At 50.8% G+C, this 22,662-nt stretch carries 30 protein-coding genes; 9 read left to right on the forward strand and 21 right to left on the reverse strand.

Annotated elements, in window-relative coordinates; all coding sequences use genetic code 11:
* Nucleotides 1–122: 122 nt before the first annotated feature.
* The 3 genes from NI000_RS06835 to NI000_RS06845 all read right to left on the reverse strand — a co-directional run bounded on the left by NI000_RS06835 (nt 123) and on the right by NI000_RS06845 (nt 1,955).
* On the reverse strand, nt 123–878 hold the full coding sequence (locus NI000_RS06835) for a polysaccharide deacetylase family protein (protein WP_253408982.1): 756 nt from the start codon (nt 876–878) through the stop codon (nt 123–125).
* Between the two features lie 306 nt (nt 879–1,184).
* Nucleotides 1,185–1,448, reverse strand: a complete 264-nt coding sequence (locus NI000_RS06840) for a helix-turn-helix domain-containing protein (protein ID WP_253408984.1) — start codon at nt 1,446–1,448, stop codon at nt 1,185–1,187.
* Nucleotides 1,449–1,727: 279 nt separating this feature from the next.
* Entirely contained in the window at nt 1,728–1,955 is a 228-nt protein-coding gene (locus NI000_RS06845; protein WP_253408986.1) for a transcriptional regulator, read from the reverse strand.
* A gap of 77 nt (nt 1,956–2,032) precedes the next feature.
* On the opposite strand from NI000_RS06845, the gene NI000_RS06850 reads away from it, so the two are divergent.
* Nucleotides 2,033–2,173, forward strand: coding sequence for a hypothetical protein (locus NI000_RS06850; protein ID WP_253408988.1), 141 nt, complete (start codon nt 2,033–2,035; stop codon nt 2,171–2,173).
* A 191-nt stretch (nt 2,174–2,364) separates the two neighbouring features.
* Complete coding sequence (locus NI000_RS06855) at nt 2,365–2,616, forward strand: hypothetical protein (RefSeq protein WP_253408990.1); 252 nt, start codon at nt 2,365–2,367, stop codon at nt 2,614–2,616.
* A 309-nt stretch (nt 2,617–2,925) separates the two neighbouring features.
* Here the strand turns inward: NI000_RS06855 and NI000_RS06860 are convergent, their stop codons facing one another.
* From NI000_RS06860 to NI000_RS06905, 10 genes are all read right to left on the reverse strand, one after another.
* Nucleotides 2,926–3,366 carry a hypothetical protein gene (locus tag NI000_RS06860; protein WP_253408992.1) on the reverse strand — a complete coding sequence of 147 codons (441 nt, stop codon included), beginning with the start codon at nt 3,364–3,366 and terminating at the stop codon, nt 2,926–2,928.
* Nucleotides 3,367–3,484: 118 nt separating this feature from the next.
* Nucleotides 3,485–3,961, reverse strand: a complete 477-nt coding sequence (locus tag NI000_RS06865; RefSeq protein ID WP_253408994.1) for a hypothetical protein — start codon at nt 3,959–3,961, stop codon at nt 3,485–3,487.
* 120 nt (nt 3,962–4,081) lie between these two features.
* Complete coding sequence (locus NI000_RS06870; RefSeq protein ID WP_253408996.1) at nt 4,082–4,408, reverse strand: hypothetical protein; 327 nt, start codon at nt 4,406–4,408, stop codon at nt 4,082–4,084.
* A complete protein-coding gene (locus tag NI000_RS06875; protein WP_253408997.1) occupies nt 4,398–4,733 on the reverse strand; it encodes a YolD-like family protein in 336 nt (111 codons plus the stop codon). Before NI000_RS06875 ends, NI000_RS06870 begins: the two co-directional genes overlap by 11 nt.
* Before the next feature lie 172 nt (nt 4,734–4,905).
* On the reverse strand, nt 4,906–5,274 hold the full coding sequence (locus NI000_RS06880) for a helix-turn-helix transcriptional regulator (protein ID WP_309247879.1): 369 nt from the start codon (nt 5,272–5,274) through the stop codon (nt 4,906–4,908).
* 294 nt (nt 5,275–5,568) lie between these two features.
* Nucleotides 5,569–6,561, reverse strand: a complete 993-nt coding sequence (locus NI000_RS06885; RefSeq protein ID WP_253409001.1) for a hypothetical protein — start codon at nt 6,559–6,561, stop codon at nt 5,569–5,571.
* A 95-nt stretch (nt 6,562–6,656) separates the two neighbouring features.
* Nucleotides 6,657–6,938, reverse strand: coding sequence for a hypothetical protein (locus NI000_RS06890; RefSeq protein ID WP_253409003.1), 282 nt, complete (start codon nt 6,936–6,938; stop codon nt 6,657–6,659).
* Nucleotides 6,939–7,173: 235 nt separating this feature from the next.
* Nucleotides 7,174–8,301 carry a hypothetical protein gene (locus tag NI000_RS06895; RefSeq protein WP_253409005.1) on the reverse strand — a complete coding sequence of 376 codons (1,128 nt, stop codon included), beginning with the start codon at nt 8,299–8,301 and terminating at the stop codon, nt 7,174–7,176.
* The gene (locus NI000_RS06900) at nt 8,298–9,770 is read right to left on the reverse strand and encodes a sensor histidine kinase (RefSeq protein ID WP_253409007.1); all 1,473 of its coding nucleotides are present in this window, start codon (nt 9,768–9,770) and stop codon (nt 8,298–8,300) included. Before NI000_RS06900 ends, NI000_RS06895 begins: the two co-directional genes overlap by 4 nt.
* 4 nt (nt 9,771–9,774) lie before the next feature.
* Nucleotides 9,775–10,470 (reverse strand): response regulator transcription factor, encoded by a 696-nt coding sequence (locus tag NI000_RS06905; protein ID WP_253409009.1) that lies wholly within the window; start codon nt 10,468–10,470, stop codon nt 9,775–9,777.
* A gap of 208 nt (nt 10,471–10,678) precedes the next feature.
* Here NI000_RS06905 and NI000_RS06910 point away from each other — a divergent pair, with 208 nt between their 5' ends.
* The gene (locus NI000_RS06910) at nt 10,679–11,167 is read left to right on the forward strand and encodes an RNA polymerase sigma factor (RefSeq protein ID WP_253409011.1); all 489 of its coding nucleotides are present in this window, start codon (nt 10,679–10,681) and stop codon (nt 11,165–11,167) included.
* Nucleotides 11,154–12,434 (forward strand): zf-HC2 domain-containing protein, encoded by a 1,281-nt coding sequence (locus tag NI000_RS06915; protein WP_253409013.1) that lies wholly within the window; start codon nt 11,154–11,156, stop codon nt 12,432–12,434. Before NI000_RS06910 ends, NI000_RS06915 begins: the two co-directional genes overlap by 14 nt.
* Before the next feature lie 344 nt (nt 12,435–12,778).
* On the opposite strand, the gene NI000_RS06920 is transcribed toward NI000_RS06915, so the two are convergent.
* Nucleotides 12,779–13,543, reverse strand: coding sequence for a hypothetical protein (locus tag NI000_RS06920; RefSeq protein WP_253409015.1), 765 nt, complete (start codon nt 13,541–13,543; stop codon nt 12,779–12,781).
* Nucleotides 13,540–14,196, reverse strand: a complete 657-nt coding sequence (locus tag NI000_RS06925) for a hypothetical protein (RefSeq protein WP_253409017.1) — start codon at nt 14,194–14,196, stop codon at nt 13,540–13,542. Before NI000_RS06925 ends, NI000_RS06920 begins: the two co-directional genes overlap by 4 nt.
* A gap of 206 nt (nt 14,197–14,402) precedes the next feature.
* Here NI000_RS06925 and NI000_RS06930 point away from each other — a divergent pair, with 206 nt between their 5' ends.
* Genes NI000_RS06930 through NI000_RS06940 form a run of 3 tightly spaced genes read left to right on the forward strand, consistent with a single transcriptional unit; the run spans nt 14,403 to nt 16,389 of the window.
* Entirely contained in the window at nt 14,403–14,969 is a 567-nt protein-coding gene (locus NI000_RS06930; RefSeq protein WP_253409019.1) for a class I SAM-dependent methyltransferase, read from the forward strand.
* Between the two features lie 2 nt (nt 14,970–14,971).
* The gene (locus tag NI000_RS06935; protein WP_253409021.1) at nt 14,972–15,172 is read left to right on the forward strand and encodes a hypothetical protein; all 201 of its coding nucleotides are present in this window, start codon (nt 14,972–14,974) and stop codon (nt 15,170–15,172) included.
* Complete coding sequence (locus tag NI000_RS06940; protein ID WP_253409023.1) at nt 15,160–16,389, forward strand: adenosylhomocysteinase; 1,230 nt, start codon at nt 15,160–15,162, stop codon at nt 16,387–16,389. Before NI000_RS06935 ends, NI000_RS06940 begins: the two co-directional genes overlap by 13 nt.
* Before the next feature lie 5 nt (nt 16,390–16,394).
* On the opposite strand, the gene NI000_RS06945 is transcribed toward NI000_RS06940, so the two are convergent.
* Both NI000_RS06945 and NI000_RS06950 read right to left on the reverse strand, forming a co-directional pair.
* Nucleotides 16,395–17,423, reverse strand: coding sequence for a serine hydrolase domain-containing protein (locus tag NI000_RS06945; RefSeq protein WP_253409595.1), 1,029 nt, complete (start codon nt 17,421–17,423; stop codon nt 16,395–16,397).
* 96 nt (nt 17,424–17,519) lie between these two features.
* The gene (locus tag NI000_RS06950; RefSeq protein ID WP_253409025.1) at nt 17,520–17,972 is read right to left on the reverse strand and encodes a MarR family winged helix-turn-helix transcriptional regulator; all 453 of its coding nucleotides are present in this window, start codon (nt 17,970–17,972) and stop codon (nt 17,520–17,522) included.
* Nucleotides 17,973–18,185: 213 nt separating this feature from the next.
* On the opposite strand from NI000_RS06950, the gene NI000_RS06955 reads away from it, so the two are divergent.
* The gene (locus NI000_RS06955; protein WP_253409027.1) at nt 18,186–19,157 is read left to right on the forward strand and encodes a class I SAM-dependent methyltransferase; all 972 of its coding nucleotides are present in this window, start codon (nt 18,186–18,188) and stop codon (nt 19,155–19,157) included.
* 70 nt (nt 19,158–19,227) lie between these two features.
* Here NI000_RS06955 and NI000_RS06960 read toward each other — a convergent pair whose 3' ends face one another.
* The gene (locus NI000_RS06960; RefSeq protein ID WP_253409029.1) at nt 19,228–19,968 is read right to left on the reverse strand and encodes a sulfotransferase; all 741 of its coding nucleotides are present in this window, start codon (nt 19,966–19,968) and stop codon (nt 19,228–19,230) included.
* A 126-nt stretch (nt 19,969–20,094) separates the two neighbouring features.
* Between NI000_RS06960 and cysC the strand changes: the two genes are divergently transcribed.
* On the forward strand, nt 20,095–20,631 hold the full coding sequence (gene cysC, locus NI000_RS06965) for an adenylyl-sulfate kinase (RefSeq protein ID WP_253409031.1): 537 nt from the start codon (nt 20,095–20,097) through the stop codon (nt 20,629–20,631).
* Between the two features lie 89 nt (nt 20,632–20,720).
* On the opposite strand, the gene NI000_RS06970 is transcribed toward cysC, so the two are convergent.
* Genes NI000_RS06970 through NI000_RS06980 form a run of 3 tightly spaced genes read right to left on the reverse strand, consistent with a single transcriptional unit; the run spans nt 20,721 to nt 22,605 of the window.
* The gene (locus tag NI000_RS06970) at nt 20,721–21,059 is read right to left on the reverse strand and encodes an AzlD domain-containing protein (protein WP_054973097.1); all 339 of its coding nucleotides are present in this window, start codon (nt 21,057–21,059) and stop codon (nt 20,721–20,723) included.
* Entirely contained in the window at nt 21,050–21,784 is a 735-nt protein-coding gene (locus NI000_RS06975; protein WP_253409033.1) for an AzlC family ABC transporter permease, read from the reverse strand. Before NI000_RS06975 ends, NI000_RS06970 begins: the two co-directional genes overlap by 10 nt.
* A complete protein-coding gene (locus NI000_RS06980) occupies nt 21,781–22,605 on the reverse strand; it encodes a TrmB family transcriptional regulator (RefSeq protein WP_253409035.1) in 825 nt (274 codons plus the stop codon). Before NI000_RS06980 ends, NI000_RS06975 begins: the two co-directional genes overlap by 4 nt.
* Nucleotides 22,606–22,662: the final 57 nt, after the last annotated feature.

The following is a 22,662-nucleotide window of genomic DNA, read 5'->3' on the forward strand; positions in this document are numbered from 1 at the left end:
CCATTACAACCTGAGCTGTGGTTTTCGACGCCTTTCCGCTGTTCGAATCTACTGAGAGCCTTGATGGTTTTTGTACAACTGACAATCAAGAGCAGCCTTTTTCATGATTGGCATGCTCTCCTCTATTTCCGGTTTGATTTCAATTCATCTACCGTCACAAACGAATAGCCCTCTTCCTGCAACTCCTCGATCATCTTGGGCAGGAATTCGATCGTATTGCTCAGATCGCCCTTTTTGCCGCCGAAGCTGTGCATCAGAATGATGCCTCCGGGCTTCAGATTTGCCTTGACGTTCTTCAGCATGTCCTCCGGCGTCGCTCCCGCCCAATCGCGCGTATCGACATTCCACAGCATATTGTGCTGACCGTTTTGCTCGATGGCCTCGGTCACTTTTTTGGAAACTGCACCATAAGGCGTCCGGACATACTTGGGGACCTCGCCCGTTGCATTTTGGATCACCTTGTTCAGCTTGACGATTTCGTTGTTGATTTGCTGCCCGTTCAGCTTGGTCAGATCTTTGTGGCTCCACGTATGATTCCCCAGCGCATGCCCTTCTTTGACGATGCGGGACAGAACGTCCGGGTATTTCTCCGCCTGATAGCCGACGACAAAAAAAGTCGCTTTCGCGTTATATTTTTTCAAAATATCCAAAATTTTGACGGTATATTTCGCATCCGGGCCATCGTCAAAAGTCAATGCGACCTGTTTATCCTTCTTCGGCGGCTTCGGGTTCGCTTGACTCTGGACTTGCTCTCCCTTCACCTCTCTCACTTTTGCCTCCGTCTGGGGGAGCATCGCATCGGCGATGAAATAGCCGGATAGTATCGCGAGCACAACGATACCAATCCGCAAACGCAGCAGTCGTTTTGTCCTCTTCATCTCGTTCTACCTTTCTATGAAATTTGTTTCCCTGAACCTAGTTATAAGTCAACGTTGTTACCAAAACTTCTCCAACTTGTAAACAAAATGTAACCGAGATGGACAACGATGGACAACATGGTACAAATTCCAGCAAAATAACGGGTCCTCAGGTTTTCGTGGTGAATAATGTATGACAGGTTTGGCCATGGTTTGACACCATTTTTGTGGGCAACTTGTGGGAAACGATTCTCTGGAATTAGAGTTGAATAACGCAAAAAGTCCCTGACCAGTATTGTACTGGCGGGGACTTTTTTATAAAAATGATCACCTTGAACCGTACACCTGCCACCAGCTGCTTCCCTTGTCTCCTTTCCCCCGTTCCCACGCTTGGATCAACGTGATCCGTTCAGGATCGGCCATGGACCAAGAAATATATCCTTCCCTCGCCAGCTCCGCCAAAGTCTCCAATAGCTTTTTTTCGCTCTTTCCCGTTTTCCTCTCTAATTCCCGTAATGAAGGCATCCTTCGACGGCCGGACGAGTAATTCGCAATGATCCGCAGCACTTTCCGTTCAGCATCAGCCAGCATGACGCACCACCTGTTGTACGGCAAGGATATTCTCCAGTTTGAAAACTCGCGCCGCTTGCCGCTGGAAACAAAACGCTTTGACCCTGCCTCGTTCAACCGACCGCACTGCAATCCTTCGCTGTGTCATGCTGCCGTCATTCCCAAGGTAAATGATTTCAACCTATCGGCCAACATTTCGAAGCATTTGCTTTTCCACTGTGTTCGCCTCCAGATAGAAACATTTGTTTGTATTTATTATATGCAAACAAAATGCGAACATACAACAAAAAGAGTAATTCGCTATCCCTCCTCCCCCGTGAAATCGAGATACCCGTCAAATCCGTCTCGCTCCATCTTTTCTTTAATCGCTTCCAAAATGTAAGCGTTCCTGCTCGTTTTGGCCTGCTCCGCAGCGGCATCGATCGTGTCCCGCCCGCCCTTTTTGACGACGAATTTAACCTGGTCGTAATGAGCGGCGTTGTATTTTTCCTTGGCCCGCGTGGCGGCGTTCTGCTTTTTTTCTACCATAGTTAACGCCTCCCTCTGTTCTTATAATATCAGAAAAAAATATACTGGTACCAGTACATAATAGAGATAGAAAGGAGGTGAACAAGAAACATGAAAGATTGGGTACTTCTTCTTACGGCGCTGATCCAGCTAGTAACAGCTATCATTACATTAAAAATGGCAGCCGCAAGAACAACAAAAAAGGAACCAAACGCAGCCACCCCGGCAAACGTAAATAGGTTCCTCCGAGAGGGTCGGATGCGACCCGGCCCTCTCTTCCCAATCTTAACATAAAGCAAAATTAAAATAAATGGAGGGATTAGGCATGGACAAACTCTTTTGGATCGTTTGGGTTCCGGTTTTAGTCCTCTCAGTGATCGGTCTTATTCAGGCTTTACGAAGTCGGAAATAGTTGCAGGAGGTTACGACCATGAATGAAATTCAGCAAGCATATGCGACAGCAAAAGCAGCATATGATGCGGCTGTCGAATCTGAGAATTGGGAACTGGTTGAACAAGTCGAAGACATTTATCTCGATGCTGAATCAGTCCTTGTAGAATGGGCCTTGAACGTAGCAGAAAAGACCGGCAGGCTCTCCGCTAATGAAATGGAGCTACTACGAAAAAACTGGATTCAACATCATGAACGAATCGTGAAACTTGCAATGAAGCTTTCAGTATAGGCCGGGACTTCGGTCCCTTAAAGGAGGCAAAAAGCAGCATGGTCGGTGAGCTGCGAAAATTTATAAAAACTTGCAATTCCTTCAACAATTTTGGAGTGCCGAAGCATTGGAACGGACAGACGAAGCCGGGCAGGAATTTGCCAAGGGGGACAGCTACGGCTTCGAGCTCGCAACGGCGATCATTGAAACGAAGGGACCAAAATAGCGAGGGGGCTTCGGCCCCCCGGATATAAACGCGGGAGGTATGCAGCAGGGTCGTTCAACAGTGAAAAAGCACCCATTGCGGGTGCTTACGGTTCCTGCCATCATTTATCTGTATAATATCCCAGTAAAGACTCCAATATAGCCTATCAGTTCAATTTCATACCAATCATACAGACCCAAGATACCTTTATAACCGTCCTCTTCGTACTCAATCCAATTCGGAATCTCTTCTCTGGAACTGTACACTCTTTCAACTCTAAATTCTTTCTGTTCAACTGTGGATTGAGAAGATTCTGTAACAGTAGGACTAAACTCGCGTGACGGTATTTGTTCAGCGCTTGCAGCAGAAGTAATGGAAGTGATGGCTAATGCTGAAAGTAAAGTCAAGGATGCAATTTTTTTCATGACAATCGCTCCTTTATCTTTTTTTTGTTCAGTTAATCTGAACAAGATCAACAATACAATATTTAAAATTAACTTTTGACCTTTTTGATTATCTGGCAGAAAAACGGTATTATCCTGAACAAAATTAGTCGAACTTTCCAAAAATCTTGTCGGATGCACTTCGTAAGCCGGAGGTTTAACACTTTGGCGGCCTCGATTTAACCCACTGGCTAGGCTGGCGGGGATTTCGGTTTATTACACCCTTGCCAGCCGTATCATTTCATTTCAGTGTGCGTAAGTAACCTGAGCCGCTACATTCGTTGCCTTCATTCCAGGACCAACATTGTATAGTAAGATAATAACCGTTCGATTTCGGCGCAGCAATCACCTCTCCTCCGGCTTCGCCCCCTCTACGGACTTCATGGTAAGCAACATGTTCTACTTGAAACTTATCGTAGAAATATGAAAGTGAAATTTTCGTGAATGAATCATCAAAGGGTTTTTCCGGTCTATCATCCTTGTAATGGTATGAAATTACAGTCCCTTCGGGAACATAGAGAGTAATAGTGTTCTGGTACGTTGAAAGTCCGGGAATCAGATCGGCTGCTTGACAGTAATAAAGTTTATCGCTGCAATCCCAATAAGTCTCAAGAGGATATGCCAAAGCCTCCCTTGTGCCTAAGCCCGTGAAACAAACCGCACTCAGAAGTATTGCGAATACCTTTTTTAACCCTTGCCCTTGAAAATTAAAGCTCATTTCAAACACCCTCCCACATATTAGATTTGAAATCGGTAAGCTGCATACATCGTTATATTCGGAAACGCACGGCACTAGAACATAGAAAAATCCCCGCTAGTAAATAGCTGGGGATTTTCGTTATTTATTGGCGCTATGCCGCTGCAACTTTTCCGTGATATCTCGAATATGTCGCGCCAGCTTTTCGGCAATCAACGCTTTGGCTTCCTCACGGCTAATATCGATCTTTTCCGCCCGAATCCCGCGCTGTCGCATTTCCTTCCGAACACTAGCCAGCTCATTCGTCAGCCGGACGTGTATCACCTTCGCGGCTGCAAGGTGTAGCCGTCGGGTAAGATTGCTTGAGGTGGAAATTGTCCGCGCCTCCTCTTCGATTAAGGCCAGCGCCTTCGGCAGAAGAACGGAATCGCGAAGCAGCTCTTCATTTGTCGCCGATCTATTCAACAATAAATTCAGCTCCGGCTACATCCGCGAAATTTAACAACATCCATCTGCGTTCCAGCTCCAGTTTTACGTACAGTTGATCCATTTCCGACACAATGCCGGAGATTTCGCGGTACTGACGTCCGTCGTAAAACGTGACTGTCACCTTGAGTGTGTTGGACCATGATGAGCGCAGCCGACCGAAAAGCTCCCGCTGCTCATCCTCAGTCAGTTCGGGCCGCACCTGTTTCTCTGTTTCCCTTTCCTGCTGTACAGACCTCTCACGATGCTGCGGGATCATCATATTGGACGATTCCCAGATTCCGTTCCCGCTTAATTTAGTACTCATCTCATTCGCCTCCAAATAGGAACATACGTTTGTATTATATGCGAACGGAATACGAACATGCAACAAAAAGAACGCCGCGGTTACACGCTGGCGTCCTAATTCTGAGATGTCCTCGATATAAAACTATTTACAAAAGAAAATCGCTCTGGCTCAGTCTGGCGAGGCATTTAGTTTATTTCCCATTAAGTATTAAATTTATTATTTGGAATATCCACCGTTTTTCTTCTTCGCTTTTATCTCTTAATGCCGCCAATATTGCAGCAGTAGTAACATCGTCAGTTATGTCTAAATCCTCGAATTCAAAAAGCTCATATAATTCCACATTTAAAGCCTTAGCAATCTTTTCGAGGTTCTGAAGAGTTATGTTCCTCTCCCCACGTTCCATACTCCCGATATATACATAGTGCAAGTCGGCTTTCTCTGCCAAAGCTTCTTGCGAAATTCCCATTAATTTTCGCAAAGTGCGTATTCGGGCACCTGTCTTCTGAAGAACATTCACAGTAGTCCACACCCCCTGTAGGTTAGTGTAGACAATTCCCACAAAATAGATAATGATCATAAACGTTTCTTCATTGAAACTTTTAAGTTTATATCGTAAAATTTTATTCATTGGCATAAATGTTTCAACTAGAAAACGTAAAGTTTGCCTAAAATATAGGATATGGGAGTTTGAAGTAATGCTTTTACAATTTCTTCGTTTCTTTGCGTACGTTTTAATTTGCGGGTATTTAGTTCTAATTTTCTTATGTACGATTGACTAAGTTACAAGGATACTGCGATAATTCACCAGCAAAAGAAAATCCCCGCCAGCCTAAGCCAGCGGGGATTCGTTATATTATTTTGTTACTGGCGTATACTCATTCACTTCATATGTGAGAATCTTATCGAAGATCACATAATCTTTTCTGCTTTTGAAAGGTCCTTTGTTATTGTCGTGTTTATCGATCGCATAGGAGGCCGGACCGGTTCCAGCAGCTTTTCCTTCGTACCAGGTGATGAATGCATTTACTTCAGTCGTAGAGAGATCGAACTCTTTTTCAAGGCCAGTATCTAAGGTAACGACTAAAATTGCTCTACCACCAGAAGGTGGCGTTACTTGTCTTTGTGGCGTTGCGGAAGCTTCATTAGAGTTTGCACTCTCTCCGTCGGGATTGTTTGCCGTAACAACGTAGTAATAAGTAGTTCCATTGGTAACTGTAGTATCTGTGTAGGTTGAACCATACACATCACTAGCAACAGTAGTATATGGACCTCCTGGAGTAGTTGCTCTTTTTATATTATATCCATTAGCACGGTAAACTGAATTCCAATTAAGTGTGACCGTTGCATCTCCCCCTGTAGCAGTTAGATTAGAGGGGAAACTCCCAGGAACATTAATCCGGTTCTCGAAAACATCAAATTCATAAACTAAAATGTCATAAGGTGCAAATAGAGCAACAAATTTTACATTTGCAATTGAATTAGGAAAATTAATTTGTTGGACACTCGCAGGGCCAGATGGAACATATTTATACTTATAAATAACATTTTTAGAATCATCATAAAAAATAATATCGATATTAGAATTCACAAGAAATTTAGTAGAATTTATTGTCTTAACATTATCGAATTTATACCATGCGTAAACATCTTTATTCAGTTCTGCGTAGGTAGATTCATTGCCATCAGTCCATTCTCCACGTAAGAAAACTGGACCTTCACCCACTTGATAACTTTTAGACAACTGTTTTCCATGCAAAAGTCCATTTTGATATGCAAAGGCAGGCACAGATGAAAAAAGCATAATTAACATAATTATGGATAATAATAAAGAAATTCTTCTTTTCAAAACAAATCTCTCCTTTTTTCTCATATATTTCATGTCGAATAAAATAAAATTCTACAAAATATTACATAGGTTGTCCAAACAAATATATACAAATATTATATATTAAGTAATTTATTAGCATTTTTTAGATGGTTATCCCGGTTATGTCGGCGCCTGCCCCGAAGCCTTCCGCATCTCGTTCCCAACCAGTGAATGTAATCGGCCTGCTGTTCATACGCTGCGGCCGCGGTGCCGTCTCCGGCCTGTTCTGCCTCCTGCCGTTTTGCGTCCAGCTCCTTCCATGCCGGACTCATCCAAGTATCGATAATGGTGCGGCTGTAATTCAGGAACGGCTCGGTCACAAAAACGATGAAATAACCAAGCGCATCTATCTTCATGTGACTGCGGAGCAGCGCAAGGCAATTCCGAATCGTTTTGAAAGGATCATGAGCTCATAAGATGATCAGTAGGTAATTTGTGGGTAAATCATTCTTAAACTCCCCGAAAGTCCTCTCCACACAAGCAACTTTCCTGAATTCTCCAACTTGTAAACAAAATGTAACCGAGCAGCCAAAGAGGATACTAGTCAACAAAAAAATCCCCGTATCTTGCGCAGCAAGACATAGGGACGCTTCACTTAAACTCAATAATAAATAGGGAATTGTTTTGGGAAAATGGGGCGGGACTCGGAGCGCTGACAACAGGACGGGACTCATACCATTTCCTGCCGTTCAGCAGCATCCTCCGGTTGTCCGGACTCCACTCGATTTGCTCGGGAACGATTCCCTTGTAGATTTCTTTTTCGTTCATGATATTGTTTCCTTGCAGCTTGGCCACGTACAGATTTTCGCGGCCTTTGGAGTAGGCGATATATTTGCGGTCGCGCGAGAGCTGAAACACGCCGCTCCGTTCCAGCAAAATCGTTGTCTTCGCATTCCGGCGGTCGAATAGCGTTAACGAGCCTTCCTCCCCGACAAAAACGATTTGATCGTCATTCACAAAATCGCCGTTTCCCTCGCTGCTTACGGGATGCTCATACTGGCTTACGAAGGCATCGCCTTGAAGTGAACCGAAAGCGATGTAGGGCTGACGAGCCGCTATTTTGAAAATTAATGCGCTTGCCCCGTCATCCGAAACCCGAACGGAGTAAAAATGATGGTTCTCCGTTTTCCCGGGGAACTTGAATTCCTTCGTCTCCTGACGTGTCACGTCATAAACGACAATGACAGCCTCCTGGTTCCCATTCTCTTGCACAAAGGAGACGTAACGCCCGTTATTCGACCACGACATCTGCCCCGTCACGACAACTCCCTCTTTGTTGGCCCACTCTCGCAGGACGGTTTGCTTTTGATCCGCCAAATGAAGCAGCATTAGCTTCTCTTTGCCGCCGGTCTGAACGGAAAACGAAGCATACGCGCCGTCAGCAGATACTTTGATGCCGTGCACAAATCCATTGATGTCCGGCCAGGACTGCCGGGTCTTGAATTCGTAGTCCAACTGCTCGAAGCCTCGCTCCCGGCCCCTTTTACCAAAATAGCCAAGCACGTGCTCCTTGTCGGTCCAGCCGAACAGCTCGCCTTCCTCGTTCTCCGGCAGCTTATAAATTTTGTTCACTTCGAATGTCTCGCCTAAGCTCTGCAGCTCGCGGCCTTCTTCCGCGTCGGGAATAATAACGGTCTTCGATTTCAGCGCCCCCGTACAGCCGGTGACGATAACGGCCAGCAGAACATACGCCGCCGCCCACAGGAATATCCGTTTCATTCTGCAGTTCCTCTCTTCGGCTTCGTATAAGGAAGTTCAATCGCTACGCTCGTTTCCTGATCGGCGCTCCAGATCACGATGCTTCCCTGGTGGTCGTCGATAATCGCTTTGCAGATGCTGAGTCCTAAGCCGCAGCTGCCCATCTCTTTGGACTTTCGCATATTGGCCCGGTAGAACGGCTCGAAAATTTTCGACAAATCCTCCGGACGGATGTCCTCCCCTTGATTCGTAACCGTCATGTGCACGCGACCTGTGACAAGCTGCGCCTTCACCGAAATCGCCGTATGCGCGAAGCCGTACTTAATCGCATTATCGATAATATTGATGAACAACTGCCTTAGTTTGGGTTCGCTTCCATCAACCCACAGCCCCTCCTCCACCTCGCAGCGAATCGTTTTCCGGTATCGTTCGGCTTTGAATTTCATGCCCTCGCAGACGTCTTGAAGCAGCCGCCCGGCCAACACAGGCTCGAACGCTTCCTGATCGGACGTTTCCTTGGAAAGCTCCAACAATTTGACTACCATGTCGTGGAGCCTCTTGCTTTCGTCGACGATATGGTTCATGCCTTTGTCGAAGAAGGCTTCGTCGGTTTGCCCGTTTTCCTTGATCATTTGGGCATAGCCCAGGATGGACGTGAGCGGCGTTTTTAATTCGTGCGTCACATTGTCGAAAAACTGCTTGCGATGGCGGTTCAACTCCTCCAAGCGGTCCCGGTCCTTCTGGATGCGTCCGATCTGGGCCTTGATCTTCTCGATCATCGTCCCGAAGTTATCCGCCAATTGGCCGATTTCGTCTTTCCTGCGAAATGAAAGGCGGATATCCAGATTGCCGTTCGTCACTTCCGTGGAAGCCTTGGTCAGCTTGACGATCGGGATTGTGATGTTGCGCGATAAAATATACGAAAAGATAAACGCAGCAGCGAAGATAGCGATGGTAACGTACGAAATAACATCCAAAATATGCCTGCTCTGCTCATACAGCAAGGAGAAGTCTTTGGCGAAGCGCAAAATCCCTACTTTTTTCCCGTCGATGACGACCGGGTACGAGTAGTAAGCTTCGGCCGTGCTGTCCGTGTAATTGATCGTGTAAGAAGTTTTGCCGTTCAAGGCATGGTCCAGATCGTCGCCCGTCTTACTTGGCTCTTTCCAGTTGCCCGAAGCGTAGATCAGCTCCCCATTCACACCGTAAGCGCTAATCTCGCTGGAAGTGACCTGCCGAAGCTCTTCCACCACGTCTTTCGCCATTTGGCGGAAATAGATCTCGTCGTTGCCGAAATGATTGATCATAAAAGCCTGCTTCACATAGACGCTGCTGTTCTTCTTGAGGCCGATCAAGTCCTGGGTCATGATCTTCTCGTTGCTGGTCTCGATAATCTGCACGATAAAGTGGTTGAGCAGCAAAAACGAGGCGGAAAAAATAACAAAGAGACCCAGCAAAAATTTTACTTTGATGGTCGGCGTCGGAATCATGCCATCAATCCACCTGTTTGTCAAATTTGTACCCCACGCCGAACACGGTCACGATCACGTCGCCCGCCTCCAGCTTTTTGCGCAGCCGTTGGATATGAATATCGACCGTTCGCGTATCGCCGACATATTCGTAGCCCCAAACGAAGTCCAGCAGCTCCGTTCGGGTAAAAATTTTGCCCCGGTGCCGGTACAGCGTCATCAGAAGATCGAATTCCTTGGGCGTCAGCTCGACGATCTCGTTATTTTTCCGGACCAGGCGCTCGCTTTCGATGATTTCAATATTTTTGAAACGGACCGGCTCGTCGGCCAGCTCCTCCGTAGGCTTGTGGGCCTGAGTCATTCTCCGAAGTATCGTCCGGATACGCGCGATCACTTCCCGGAGGTCGAACGGCTTGGTAATATAGTCGTCAGCGCCAAACTCCAGGCCGACAATTTTGTCCGTAATGTCCGATTTGGCCGTCAGCATGATGATCGGAATGTTCCGGGTCTCCGTTACCTTTTTGCATATATCGAGCCCGCTGACGTCCGGGAGCATCCAATCGAGCAGCAGCAGATCCGGCTGGAATTGCTCGATGGCCTTGAGCCCGTCCGCTCCGGTATGGGCAATCGTCGTAAGAAAGCCTTCTTTATTCAAGCCGTAGGCCAGTAAATCCGCGATAGCTTCTTCGTCTTCGATAATTAAAACTTTCACTTTGTCCATCTTGTCCACTCCATTCCTACCGAACATGGTAGCATACCTCATGGCTTTCGATCTACTTCGCTGTTAAAAGCGCCGGCATTTGGCTGACAAACCTTGCGGGTTCTTTTACAATTTTGGATAGGACGGCTGTAACGAAAATGGGGCTTGCAGGCACTAATAAGAGAGAGAGAAAGCTTTTACGAAACCCAGCCGACAAGAAGGTGCATTAATGTATGATCCGATAACGAAGATCTATCTGCTTTATTACGACGATTTGTACCGTTTCCTGGTTACCCGGTACCCGAACCCCGACCATATTGACGACATTATACAAAATACGTTCCTCGAAGCGCTCCGGCATATGGACAGCTTCAATGGCAGTTCTTCGCTCAAAACGTGGTTGTTCGGCATCGCCAAGCGCCAGTTGTACCGGAGTTTGCGAAAAAACAAACTTCAGCTTCCACTGGACGATTCTCCCGAATCGGAGCTCGCCGCCCATACGGATTTTAGCGACAAGGTGCTGGCTGAGCAAATCATGGAACGTTTGAACCGGCTCGATCCGCCCCATCGGGATATTATGCGGCTGCGGCTGCTCCATGGGCTATCTTTTAAGGAAATTGCGCAATTGACGGACCGGACCGAAACGTACTGCCGCGTTAACTTTTACCGGATGAAAGAAAAGCTGAGAAAGGAGTACGGCGAGGATGAACACATGTAGTATCGTGAAAGATTTAATGCCGCTCCATGTGGAGGGGCTAGCAAGTGAAGAGAGCGCCGCGCTCGTCGAACGGCATATCGCGGATTGTGAGGAGTGCCGCCGCTATTATGAGACGATGAAGCAGGATTACGAGAGCCACGAGCAGAGCCGTCCCGAGCCGGACAAGAAGCGGCAGATTGAGGAGCTGATCGCGCAGCTCGGCAAATATCAGCGCAGGATCAAGCTGGTCAGCGTACTGGTGGCCATGCTGATGACCTGCATTATCAGCGGTGCGGAAGTTCATTTTCTGTCGACAATTCCGTTCCTGATCCTCACACCGTTCGTGTGCCGCTTATACTACTCCCGTTCGCTGCCGATTGTTGCGTCAACGATTCCGTTTGGCTTGCTCGGCGGGCTGTTAAGCGAACACAATTCGAGCTATATTCCATTCGATACCGTTATCGCTCTTGTCAATGCGGCGGTCGGCGTCGGGGCTGCGCTATTGGTAAAGCAGGGGCTCAGGCAGGCGAAAACAGCAGCCAAAACGGGATTAATCGCGCTTGGAGCGGCGATCCTTTACTTCAGCTGTGCCGGTTATTTCTCCTTCTGGGGCAATCCGGTCGGATATACGAAGGCGCTGCTTCAAACGAACGACTACGTCAACCGGACGTATGAACAAGGGACGCTCGACTTCAAGAAAGTGTTCTTCAACTTCAAAGACAAGCGGCATTACGGGAAGTTCGAGTTTGTGATGAACGGCGTGCGGCAGACGGCGAGCATCGGCTTCTACCGGGACGGAAGCGTGACCGACGAGTACAAATTTAAGCTGGACAACCAATTTGGAGAAGAACGCAGCGACGATTTGAAAACTGCGATTGCCGCTGCGGTCGATCCGATGCCTTCGCTCAACGTGCAAGCTTCTCCGCAAGCCAAGCTGGAGATTACGCAGGACGAATTGGACGCCAACTTTTATTATTTGGCCCCCGACAAACTGGACAAAGCGGAGAAGCTGCGGGCCAGCGAGAGCGGGAAGCTGCGCTACGTGATCCTATTCGGCGCGTCCGATGCAAGATACGAAAAGCTGACGAAGGAAGCGTTTTTGACCAAAAGCGCAGCCGTTCTGCGAACGCTCAAAGAGCGGAAGCTGAATTATCATAGCGCCGAGATTAAAGCGATGGACCCGAGCGGGAACATTCAAACCGTCGAGCTGACCAAGCTGACAACGGAGCAGGATTTGCCCGGCAGCTACCGGGCGTTCGATCCGGAGCGGTCAAAAGATCAGCCTTAGCCGGAGCAGACGCAGGTTAGTAAACAGGTCTCGATATGGAGGCTCTTAGGGTGTTAAGAAAATGGGCTTTTACAAAAATAGAGATACAAACGGAGGTGGGGTATCCACTGGAGAAGCGATAGCGGCCGCCTTTGTCTTCGGGAAATGTCCGCTACTTAGCGGCTTCAAATCAAATTTCCCGAGGACAACAGCGGTCGGAAGTGGATACCCCACCCCATCGTAACCTCTATTACCTCATTTGACCACTTTCTTAACAGTAACACCGGCCCGATATGGCCGGTGTTTCTTGTTGCTTCGCCTGTCTCCGCCCTATCTTGTAAAAATGCACACCTTGGCATCGACGTTCAAGACTTGCGTTCCGCCGGGCAGGCAAGCCAGCGGGTCGTCCCAATGAGAATGGCCGCAGAATACGAGCGCTTCCGGCCCGCTCTCCAGTACCGCGCGAATCTCGGGGCTGCCTGGGCATCCCGTTCCGGCACATCCGGGCTTTGGTGAAGCAGCAGCGCATGAGGCTGCTTGTGGAGCAGCTTGCGCAACACTTGCAGGTAGTCCGCTTCCGTCATCCGGTTCGGCTTGTCCGGTCTGCCGATCACGCCTCCGAGACCGCCCCATGCCGCGCCGCCGAATTCGACGATTCCCGGCCGGTCGATCAGACAGATATTGCTTCGGCCGGAAAGCTGCCGCTTCTTGGCATCGTCCATCAGGTCGTGATTGCCAGCCACTCCGACGACCCAGCGAAACGTTTCGCCGAATTTAAACCATACGCCGGACGGGTCGCCGCTGCCCCCTCGCCGGAGGTCGCCATACAGATCGCCGCATAGCAGAACGCCGACCCGATCGGGAGCAATATCGGGGCGCTCGATGCCGATCAGCAGCGATAAATAGTCGGGAAGTCCTTCGCCGAGCATGACGTCTTTCCCGTCCGTGGTCCGCATCATCCCCTGCAAATCGGAGGTCACGATCAGCGCATCGACCGATGGCGGCAAAGCGCTCATCTGTCCCACGTACACAGGCAGCTGCGCTTCCGTGATACCGTCCGAACCGGTCGCGGTCCGATAGGCGAAACATTCCACAGGCTCCGCGCCGAGCGTTTCGATCCTCATGATCACGATAACCTCTCCCGGTCCGTCGCCGTAATCCCTAAAGCTTCAAGCTCCAGAAGAGCTTCCTCTACGTTTCGTTCCGGATTCAGAGAACGGATCGCCTCTACGCTGATCGCGAGGGCCGCATACAAAGCTTTGACAGGCTCGACCGGAATCGGCATGTCGAAGTAGCCTTCCGCCCAGTCGGCATAGTCCTCCGGCGTTTCGAAGATCGTTCCGAGCAAAAAATCCGAGCCGTCGTCTGCGCCTTCCGGTATCCGTACCTCCCCTATTCTCCACTGCGAATCACCGGTTTCGCGCCATATGCAGAAGGTTACGTCTTCTTTCTCCAGCGCTTCATCCTCAAGGAAAGCCAGCAAAGCTTCCGGCGCCCCGTCGTAGATTCCCGGCCATACCGCATACTCGTCTCGGGCGTGCGGGCTTAGCTCGGATTCGTGGTCGAACCCTTTCAAAATGACGCCCTCCGGCTCAAACAAAACGAACAAGTGGTCTCCGGCGCCGTTGTCGATTTTCGCAAGCGAGACGTTCGGCGCCCAATTTGGAATAAACGTATGATACCGGAGCCATTCTTCCGGGCATAAGATTACATTTAACGCCGCAAGAGTCAGCAAACGCCGCTTCAAATCATCCGGCGCCGGCAAAGCAGTCCGTGATGCCATCTCGATCCCCTTTCTTCCTGCATAAGTTCGGTACGTGCAGGACATGTACCATTTTAACAAAAATGTTGCCGTAAACCCACACGCCGAATAGTTTGGATTAATGCCGCTTTATAAATTCTTCAGAATTCCTTTAGAAATTTCTGCACTCGTTCTGAAGATTTATTCGATAGGATGAAGAAAGCAGATGGAGAAGGGAGAGCACTGGCATGAGTACGCTTCAGGAAAAGCTGCTGTTCTTGTATAAGTTCTCGCGCGCGCCTCAACAAATCGGCAGCGTGACGCCAAGCTCCGCGTTTTTGGCGAAAAAGATGGTCGAATCGGTGGCTTGGGAGAAAGTGAACGCTATCGCGGAGCTTGGCGCCGGTACTGGTGCGATTACGGAATATATTCAGAAGGCCAAAAAGGACAATACCCGCGTTCTTTTGTTCGAAAGAGATGCAGAGCTGCGTGGTCGGTTGCAGGAGAGATTCGCCGACTGCGCCTGTTACGACGATGCTCGGTGTTTGCAATCCGTTCTACGGACAGAAGGAATCAATTCGCTCGACTGCGTGATCAGCGGACTTCCGTATTTCAATTTCCCGCAAAGCTTGCGCGATCGTCTCCTCAGCGAAATTACAGCCTCCCTCAGACCGGGCGGACGGTTCGTCGCTTTTCAATATTCGCAGCAAATGCGCAAGCAGTTCGGGAGACAATTTGCCATTGAAGGGATACATTTCGTTCCGTTCAATGTCCCTCCGGCCTTCGTGTATGTTTGCCGTAAGGAGGAGGGCTGACGATGGATATCGTGTCGCTTCTCTCCTGGCTCTCACGGATGACGACAGGCGAAACGATCCCGTTTCAAGACCTCGGCTATCTTATTTATGGCTATGCGCTGGGCTGGCTCGAATCTCCTTATCGGATGATCGTACTATTGCTCGTTTGCGTATTTCTAATCCTACCGTGGAAAGGAAGAGATGACCAACGATGCAAGCCATAGTCCGCACTTGGATTGCCGATAGCGCCTTGGCGCAGGAAGGACGGTTTAAGATCAGCCGGGCAAGCTCGCAAATGCCCGTTCTGGGCCGAATCCGGGAACGGTTCGCGCTCGGGCAGCCGCTCAAGGGACTGAAGATCGTCCTTGCTCTTCCTCTGGAAGCGGCGACAGCCTGTCTCGGGAAGACGCTCCAGGGCGGGGGCGCGGAAGTGGTCCTAACCGACGGCGGCCCCCTTTCGAACAATGGCGAGATAGGTGCCGCCTTGGCAGCCGACGGGATAACCGTGATCGCCGAATCCGATTCGGAGCCGGAGTCTGCCAAGGCACGGTTTTTCTGCGCCATGGAGACGGGGCCTCATCTGATCGTCGACGACAACGGGGAACTGATACGCACGCTTCAGTCGGAGCGCCCCGACTTGATGGCGGGCATTCGCGGCGCCGTAGCACGGACGAGAGCCGGCTTGCTGCGACTGACGAGACTGGAAAAGGAACAACGGCTTCCGTTTCCGATGATCGTTCTGGACGATGCGCTCGGCATGGATCCGTTCGACCGCCGGTGCGGCACCGTACCGTCCGTATGGGATGACTTGCTGCAAACGGCGGACTTCGCCGCAGCGGGCAAAACCGTCGTGGTCGCAGGCTACGGCCGGTGTGGCAAAGCGATCGCCATGCAGGCCAAAGCCCTCGGCGCCCATGTCGTGGTCGCGGAAATCGATCCCTGGAAGGCGGTCGAAGCTTTTATGGACGGCTGCCAAGTCATGCGCTTGCAGGAAGCGGCCTTGATCGGAGACCTTCTGATTACTGCGACCGGAGCTCAAGATACGATCGGCGGGAAGCATTACTTTTTGATGAAAGACGGCGTCTTGCTCTGCCAGGCAGGACTTCCCGGCGGCGAGATCAATACGAACGAGCTTGCGGATATCGCCGTATCGCACCGCACCGTTCGGGATAATCTAGAGCGGTACGAACTGATTGACGGTCGGAAAATTTATATTTATGACGCAAAGCCGCCCGTGAACAGGAGGTCCGCGGATGATGACTGCGCAGAGATGACCGACATGCGCTTGGCCATGCTGGCTTTGTCGCTCCAATACATGAACGAGCATTACGACCGGCTAGGCAATGAAATCATGAAGGCGCCTTACTCGCTGGACGAGGAAATCGCGGTCTTAAAGCTTCAATCGCTCGGAGCGAATATCGACGAGGCTGCGGACCGATAGTCTGGTTATGGCTTTTTTAACAAATCAAGCAAGTCGAGACCAATCCGGTCGACGGAATCGCTCAAGAGACCGGACCGGTAATTCGAGAGCACGACGATGCCGGACGACCGGTCTTGATGAAATCCCATAAAACTGGAAAACCCATGCGTAGATCCGTTATGCCAAACGAACTTGCCGCGCTCGTCGATGATCCATCCCAGACCGACGCTGATCGTCTTGCTGTGACGAGCATAGGCCTGTTGGCTGATCAACAGGTCCTGACACAGCTCTTCGTTGGGATGGTCGCCCAAATGGGCGGACAGGAACGTGAGCTGATCGTTGAGCGTGGAGCGAAGCGCTCCGGCCCCGGCATAATCGCGCAGCAGCGTCTCGGGCCGCTGCACGTCTTTCCCGGCATAACCCGGAAGCATTCTCGCCTGCTGCTTCAAAGTCAGCGTGATGCCCGTGTCCGGTAAATGAAGCGGTACACATAGACGTTCGGTGATGGCCGTCTTGTAGTCCGTTCCAAGCCATCCCGCCAGAAGCCGGCCGAGTATCCCCGTTCCCTCGTTCGAATAACGAAATTTTCGCCCCACTTTGCCCGATGGTACGTTTTGCAGATAGGAAATGGCTTCCTGCAGCGTAAAGTGGCAGTATGGATCGCGATGCTGCGATTTATCGAAACGGTTGCGCCATGCTTTGAAGACCGGATAGCCCGGCAGCCCCGACGTATGCGTGGCCAAATGGGCAAGCGTCACCGGATGACGGCCGGGAAGCGATGGCTCAAACTTCCCCAGCGAATCGTCCGGGCGGAGCGAGCCCTCGGCGATCAGCAACGTGAGCAGCGAGGTAGTAAATACTTTCGTGATCGAACCGATTTCGTACATAAGGTTGTCATAGGACACCGCTCCGAACGGCCGCAAATCCCCGAAGCCGAACACAAGCCTCTCCCCTCCGCACAAGATGCCGACCGACAGCACCGCATGTTTCCTTTTGCTGACATAAGGCTGAACGATACGCTCGACAGCTTGTTCAAAATTCGTCGTATGATTCACGCGCAATCGAGTTGATCTCCTCTCTTGGAAGTCGTTTCGTTATAAACGATTAATCAATATTAATATTTTAGTAAACTTAATAATAGTTCAAAAAAATTAGTCTCCTTTCGCCTGTTCCTCTTCAACAATCGCCTTCAGCTTCAAAACAATTTTTCTCAAAGTCAAAATATCGTCCAACCCCAGCTTCGAATAGTAACGTTCAATAATGGAACGCTCGATCTGCTCGTTTCGGGCCATATATTCGGTGCCCCGCGAATCCAGCTCGACGATGATCTCCCTGCGGTTACTCGGATTGATCGACCGCTTAATGTACCCCGCTTTCTCCAGCTTGCCGAGAAATTGGCTGACGGCGCTCGGCGTAATTCCCATTTTATCAGCAATCTCGCCCGTATTAAGGCGGCCGTGCTCATGAACCATACCAAGTACAATGAGCTGCTTATCCGTAATCGTCTCATCGACCAACGCGGCATATTCCAGCGTTAGCATCACATTGGTGTCGTATTCGGCTTGGTTGATCTCTTTTACGTAACGGATCAGTTCTTCATTCATCTTAATCACCTTAACTATTAAGTTAACTTCACTATTAGTTTACCCGTTTTCCCGGCCGCATGTCAAATTTACCGAAGCCAGCCGATAAATCAATCCCGGAGCGGATGCGAAATTCGCAAGAAGCCCCTCTTTGAGGTTTCGCCGCATAGGGTCGCGGAATATAGTGGTTTATGCCACTGCGTGGGCTGCGCACGATCCTAGGAGGAATGAACGTTGAGCGAGAAATCTCCTTTTACGAAGGACGATATTACCTACGCCCTTTTCGACATCGATCCCGCCGCTTATTACCAGGAACGATACGCATACAACAATGTGATGGGTGTCGTAGCGAACGAGAGTCGGGCAACGCGGAACACGCTTGTCTACCAAAAAGCGCATTACCTGTATGAAGCGCTTCGCCGCTGCTTGTCCGACACAGCAAACAACCCGGTCAAGGTGCTCGAAGTCGGATGCGGCTCCGGAACCTTTGGCGCAAGATTGAAGCATTTTTTCCCGGAAATTGAATTGTTCGGCGTCGATATGAGCTCAAGCTGCATTGAGATCGCCAAGCAGAACGGCTTCGACCATGCGGTGACGTACGATGTCGTGCAAGGGCTGCCGTATGCCGACAACGAGTTCGACTTCATTTATACGATGGACTTCTTCGGTCATGTCGAATTCCGGAGCAAGGATCGAATGATTGCGGAACTAAGCCGCATTACGAAGCCCGGCGGATACGGCTTTCACGGGATTGAGTCGGGGTTTATCGACTATCTGAACTGCAACCCCAAGAACCCGGACGATATCGTGCGCAAATACGTGTACATGGAAGGACACGTCGGCGTCGAAACGTTGGAAGATATCCTCGACCGGTTTGCCAAGCACTTCGAAATCGTTCAAGCGTTCCCTTTTCCGATCCGCCCTCTTCTCAATATCAGCAATATTCTCAACAGCCGGTTCTGGGGAGAGGAATTCTGCTCGGCGTTCGCCGACATCGACAATCCGACGAGCCGCGTCGCAGCAGACCTTGTCATGGGTTGGTTCAACAAATATTTAACCGATCAAATGCTGCAAATCTACGGCAACGAGCTCACGCAATCCCGCGTTGCGGATACGGGTAATCCCGCTTTAAACCGGTTTATCGACACGCTGCTGCAAGGCTGCGGCTTCTCGATGACCACCTTGCGGAAGAAGCCTCAAGCTTAGCGTCTACGAGGCAGGTTCTCGGGCAAAGTCAGGAGCCTTTTCAACGAAGAAGTCTCCTGACTGCATCCATTTAATCGATGTAGCTAAGCCGCTCCATCCCTTCCTGACATATCGCCCGGATTTGCTCGATATCGATGGCCGGCCGTTCGGTACGGGTACTGTTCAAATTCACGTCCAGCACGTTGTCGATCTCGTCGCGCGAAACGTCGGCCAGCTTCGCCAGCAGGCCGAGCGCGGTTTCGTCCCGCTCGACAAGCTCCTCGTACCGCAGCAGATGAATGCCCCGGTCCGGATCGTGAAGCTCCGCATACTGCAGCGCCCGCTCGTTCCAGATCCGGGCGAACAAGCCCGCATCCCCCGACCAGTAAGACGTTTCGCTTTTCCATACAGCAGCGGGATGACGGACCAACAGTACGATAACGGCGGCAGGGTAACATGATTTCAGCAGTTCGATTTCCTGTTTCCCGTAACGGACTTCCTTGAAGCCGATTCGGTCGTGATCGTCCCGGTGTTCCGCATACATGGCGCTGAAGCATGCCTTGAGGGCTTGCGCGACCCCTTCCCTGATTCGCTCCACATCGGGCGACATATTGGCAATCCAAGTGTTCGGATCCTCGCCGCTCTTGAAGTAAGCTTCCTTTTCCTCCCTGCCTTGGATCGAGAAGTATCCCGCCAGCTCGCCGATTCTGACGAATTCGGATACGATTCCCCCGTGCTCTCCCCAAATCAGCGTTTTCCGGCGGGCATTGAAAATGCGCTGGACCAGGGTTGAGCCCGTACGGTTGGCGACGGCCGAGATGATGACATCCATTCCGATTTCCCCTTTTCGTTCAATATGGCATCCGAATCCGGATGCGGTTCGTTAACCATAGGTGCCATCTTCAAGCTTCTTTCTTATGTCTATGTCCGTCAAATTTAAAAAGAAGGAGAATTGCATATGTCTAGCGGAGCTACAGTTTGGTTAACCGGTCTGTCCGGCGCCGGAAAATCAACGATCTGCCGGCTGGTCGAAGAAAAGCTCGCAGCCGCCGGATTCCCCGTCGAGCGGTTGGACGGCGACGAAGTAAGGCGGCAGCTTTGCGCCGATCTTGGCTTCTCGCGCGAAGACCGGTTCCGAAACATCGAGCGGGTGGCCTACGTGGCCAATCTGCTCACCCGCAACCGGGTTATCGTACTGGCCTCTTTTATATCCCCCTACCGGTCCATGAGAGACTATGTACGCCGGGAGACCGATCCTTTCATCGAAGTATATGTGAAATGTTCGCTGGAGGAATGCATCCGCAGGGACGTCAAAGGACTTTACCGGAAGGCGATAGACGGGGAAATTGCTCATTTCACGGGGATTTCCGATCCTTATGAGGAGCCGGAGCAGCCCGAGCTTGTCGTCGATACGGAACAGGAAACCGAAGAAGCAAGCGCAGCCAAAGTCGTGGAATATTTAATCGCGAGGGGTTACATCAACGCGTGCATCTGAGTAAACCGCCCCTCGTCTCGCTCTCAAAAAAAAGAGGACAGGTCCGTCCCGCTTCCCGCGGAACTCCCTGTCTCCTCTTGATGCTCATTTCATGACAAGGCAAGCAGCGAGGAAAGATAACGGAACAGCATCGTCGCCGCAATGCCCGTCACAACCGTACCCAACAAGCTCCGTGTGAAATAAGCTACGGCAAATGCCGGAACGGCGGCCAGCAGAGCAACAGGCTGCGGCGAGAAGGCGCCTTTCGAAACGAGCAGCTCTTGCGCCAGCAAGGCGGACATCACGGCAATCGGGATATGACCGAGCCAGCGCAGCCCCCAATCCGGCAGCCGGATGCGGCTTAGCACGATAAGCGGCAATATTCTCGGGAGCAGCGTTACGAGCGACGCTCCCAGAAGCATCCATAGAAAGCTCGGCCTTATTTCCATTTTTCAATCCACACTCCTATACTTGCGGCAAACAAGATCGCGATCAGCACGCCTGCGCTTTCGGATATAAAAACACTTCCGGCAATGGCCGTCACCACGGCGCTAAATGCAACGAGGATATCTACGCCGGGCTTCGACCGCTCCATCAGTTGAAGCATGAACAGCCCGATGAACATGGCAGGCAACGCATAGTCCAACCCGAATTTTTCCGGGTCGGGGATCCATTGACCGAAAATGCCCCCGGCCACATTGGCGACGAGCCAGTTGAGATAGGCGGTCACGTTTAAGCCGAACATCCACTTCTCACTGCCCTTGGACTTGCCCGTTAGTCGGGAAGCGGCTACGCCGAACGTCTCGTCGGTTAACAGGGAGCCGATCCCTGCATTTCTCCATATCGGCAGATGCCGAAAATAAGGCGCCAGCGCTGCGCTCATGAGAAGATGGCGCAGGTTGACGAAAAATACGGTAAAAATGATAGCCGTGGAGGGGCTGCCCGCCGCCATCATGCCGGCAGCGATGAACTGCGCCGAACCGGCATACAGCAGCAAGGACATCAGCGCAATTTCGGCAAGGGACATACCCGCCGTCTTCTCGACGACGCCGGCCGCGAATCCGATGCTCAAATAGCCCAGCACCGTAGGCAAGCAGTCCTTCACGCCTTGAATAAAGCCTTCTTCGTTTCCGGTACTTCCCGGGTAAACCGCATGCATTGGCTTCTCGCTCATGATTCCTCCCGGGACTCGAACCGCTTTCCGGTCACGACATGAGTCAGAGCCGGGTTAATCCGCCACAGCGCATCCAGTTTCTCCGGACCGAATTGGGAAGTAATTTCTTCGAGCATGATGTCGTGCCGGACATATTCCGTCGCCACCAGCACGAGAGCCGGGTCGTGCGTCTTGACCGCCCAAGCGGTCGATTCCCCCGAAAAATTGGCAATTAGCACCTCTTCCCCGTCCCGGGCGGCAATCGTCAAGCAGCCGCCGGTACGCTCTTTCACCACCTCGGGCGTCATGTAGTCATGGTGAAACGTCGTCCCGATCTGCGTCTCCGGTGCCCCGAACAGAACGGAAAACACAGGAACGCCCTCCCGGAGATGACGCTCCACCGACGCCTTAACCTCGGGTACCTGCGGCTCCCAGACGGAAAGCCACAGCTCCTTCTCCGCTCTGCCGATCAGATCAGCGATTTCGTTCATGACCGATTCGTCGCTGCGGATGTGCCAGATGACATCCATTTCCCGCTCCTGCTGAAGCATCGTCAACGATTTCTCCAAATACGCAAAGGACTGGTCGAATTGCTTCCTCAAACGGCCGATCCATTCGTCCGCCGGCACCGGAGCGTATTTTACCGGCTCGGATGGGACAAGATGAACCGCGCCTTTGTCCATCAGCTTCCCGAGCACCTCGTAAATCATCGACCGGGGCACCCCCGAGCGCTTGCTTATTTCGTAGCCGGTGACAGGGTGCGATTTCAGCAGGCCGACGTAAGCCTTGCACTCGTATGGCGAAAGGCCGAGCTTTTGCAGTTCCTTGAATACGTCTTCCATAAATCCCTCTCATATCCTTAGTAGTTAGTATACTACCTACTTTAAACGAAAGGGATT

This window comes from Paenibacillus tyrphae, from assembly GCF_024158745.1.
GTDB classification, from domain to species: domain Bacteria; phylum Bacillota; class Bacilli; order Paenibacillales; family NBRC-103111; genus Paenibacillus_G; species Paenibacillus_G tyrfis_A.

Bases quoted from the DNA above. Each gene is read 5' to 3' on its own strand.
- NI000_RS06835 (WP_253408982.1), bottom strand. From the start codon at position 878: ATGAAGAGGACAAAACGACTGCTGCGTTTGCGGATTGGTATCGTTGTG.
- NI000_RS06915 (WP_253409013.1), top strand. From the start codon at position 11,154: ATGAACACATGTAGTATCGTGAAAGATTTAATGCCGCTCCATGTGGAG.
- NI000_RS06840 (WP_253408984.1), bottom strand. From the start codon at position 1,448: ATGCTGGCTGATGCTGAACGGAAAGTGCTGCGGATCATTGCGAATTAC.
- NI000_RS06910 (WP_253409011.1), top strand. From the start codon at position 10,679: ATGTATGATCCGATAACGAAGATCTATCTGCTTTATTACGACGATTTG.
- cysC (WP_253409031.1), top strand. From the start codon at position 20,095: ATGTCTAGCGGAGCTACAGTTTGGTTAACCGGTCTGTCCGGCGCCGGA.
- NI000_RS06895 (WP_253409005.1), bottom strand. From the start codon at position 8,301: ATGAAACGGATATTCCTGTGGGCGGCGGCGTATGTTCTGCTGGCCGTT.
- NI000_RS06960 (WP_253409029.1), bottom strand. From the start codon at position 19,968: ATGGATGTCATCATCTCGGCCGTCGCCAACCGTACGGGCTCAACCCTG.
- NI000_RS06865 (WP_253408994.1), bottom strand. From the start codon at position 3,961: ATGAGCTTTAATTTTCAAGGGCAAGGGTTAAAAAAGGTATTCGCAATA.
- NI000_RS06875 (WP_253408997.1), bottom strand. From the start codon at position 4,733: ATGAGTACTAAATTAAGCGGGAACGGAATCTGGGAATCGTCCAATATG.
- NI000_RS06935 (WP_253409021.1), top strand. From the start codon at position 14,972: ATGGATATCGTGTCGCTTCTCTCCTGGCTCTCACGGATGACGACAGGC.
- NI000_RS06970 (WP_054973097.1), bottom strand. From the start codon at position 21,059: ATGGAAATAAGGCCGAGCTTTCTATGGATGCTTCTGGGAGCGTCGCTC.
- NI000_RS06980 (WP_253409035.1), bottom strand. From the start codon at position 22,605: ATGGAAGACGTATTCAAGGAACTGCAAAAGCTCGGCCTTTCGCCATAC.
- NI000_RS06900 (WP_253409007.1), bottom strand. From the start codon at position 9,770: ATGATTCCGACGCCGACCATCAAAGTAAAATTTTTGCTGGGTCTCTTT.
- NI000_RS06975 (WP_253409033.1), bottom strand. From the start codon at position 21,784: ATGAGCGAGAAGCCAATGCATGCGGTTTACCCGGGAAGTACCGGAAAC.
- NI000_RS06890 (WP_253409003.1), bottom strand. From the start codon at position 6,938: ATGAAGATAGATGCGCTTGGTTATTTCATCGTTTTTGTGACCGAGCCG.
- NI000_RS06940 (WP_253409023.1), top strand. From the start codon at position 15,160: ATGCAAGCCATAGTCCGCACTTGGATTGCCGATAGCGCCTTGGCGCAG.
- NI000_RS06930 (WP_253409019.1), top strand. From the start codon at position 14,403: ATGAGTACGCTTCAGGAAAAGCTGCTGTTCTTGTATAAGTTCTCGCGC.
- NI000_RS06925 (WP_253409017.1), bottom strand. From the start codon at position 14,196: ATGGCATCACGGACTGCTTTGCCGGCGCCGGATGATTTGAAGCGGCGT.
- NI000_RS06905 (WP_253409009.1), bottom strand. From the start codon at position 10,470: ATGGACAAAGTGAAAGTTTTAATTATCGAAGACGAAGAAGCTATCGCG.
- NI000_RS06855 (WP_253408990.1), top strand. From the start codon at position 2,365: ATGAATGAAATTCAGCAAGCATATGCGACAGCAAAAGCAGCATATGAT.
- NI000_RS06845 (WP_253408986.1), bottom strand. From the start codon at position 1,955: ATGGTAGAAAAAAAGCAGAACGCCGCCACGCGGGCCAAGGAAAAATAC.
- NI000_RS06950 (WP_253409025.1), bottom strand. From the start codon at position 17,972: ATGAATGAAGAACTGATCCGTTACGTAAAAGAGATCAACCAAGCCGAA.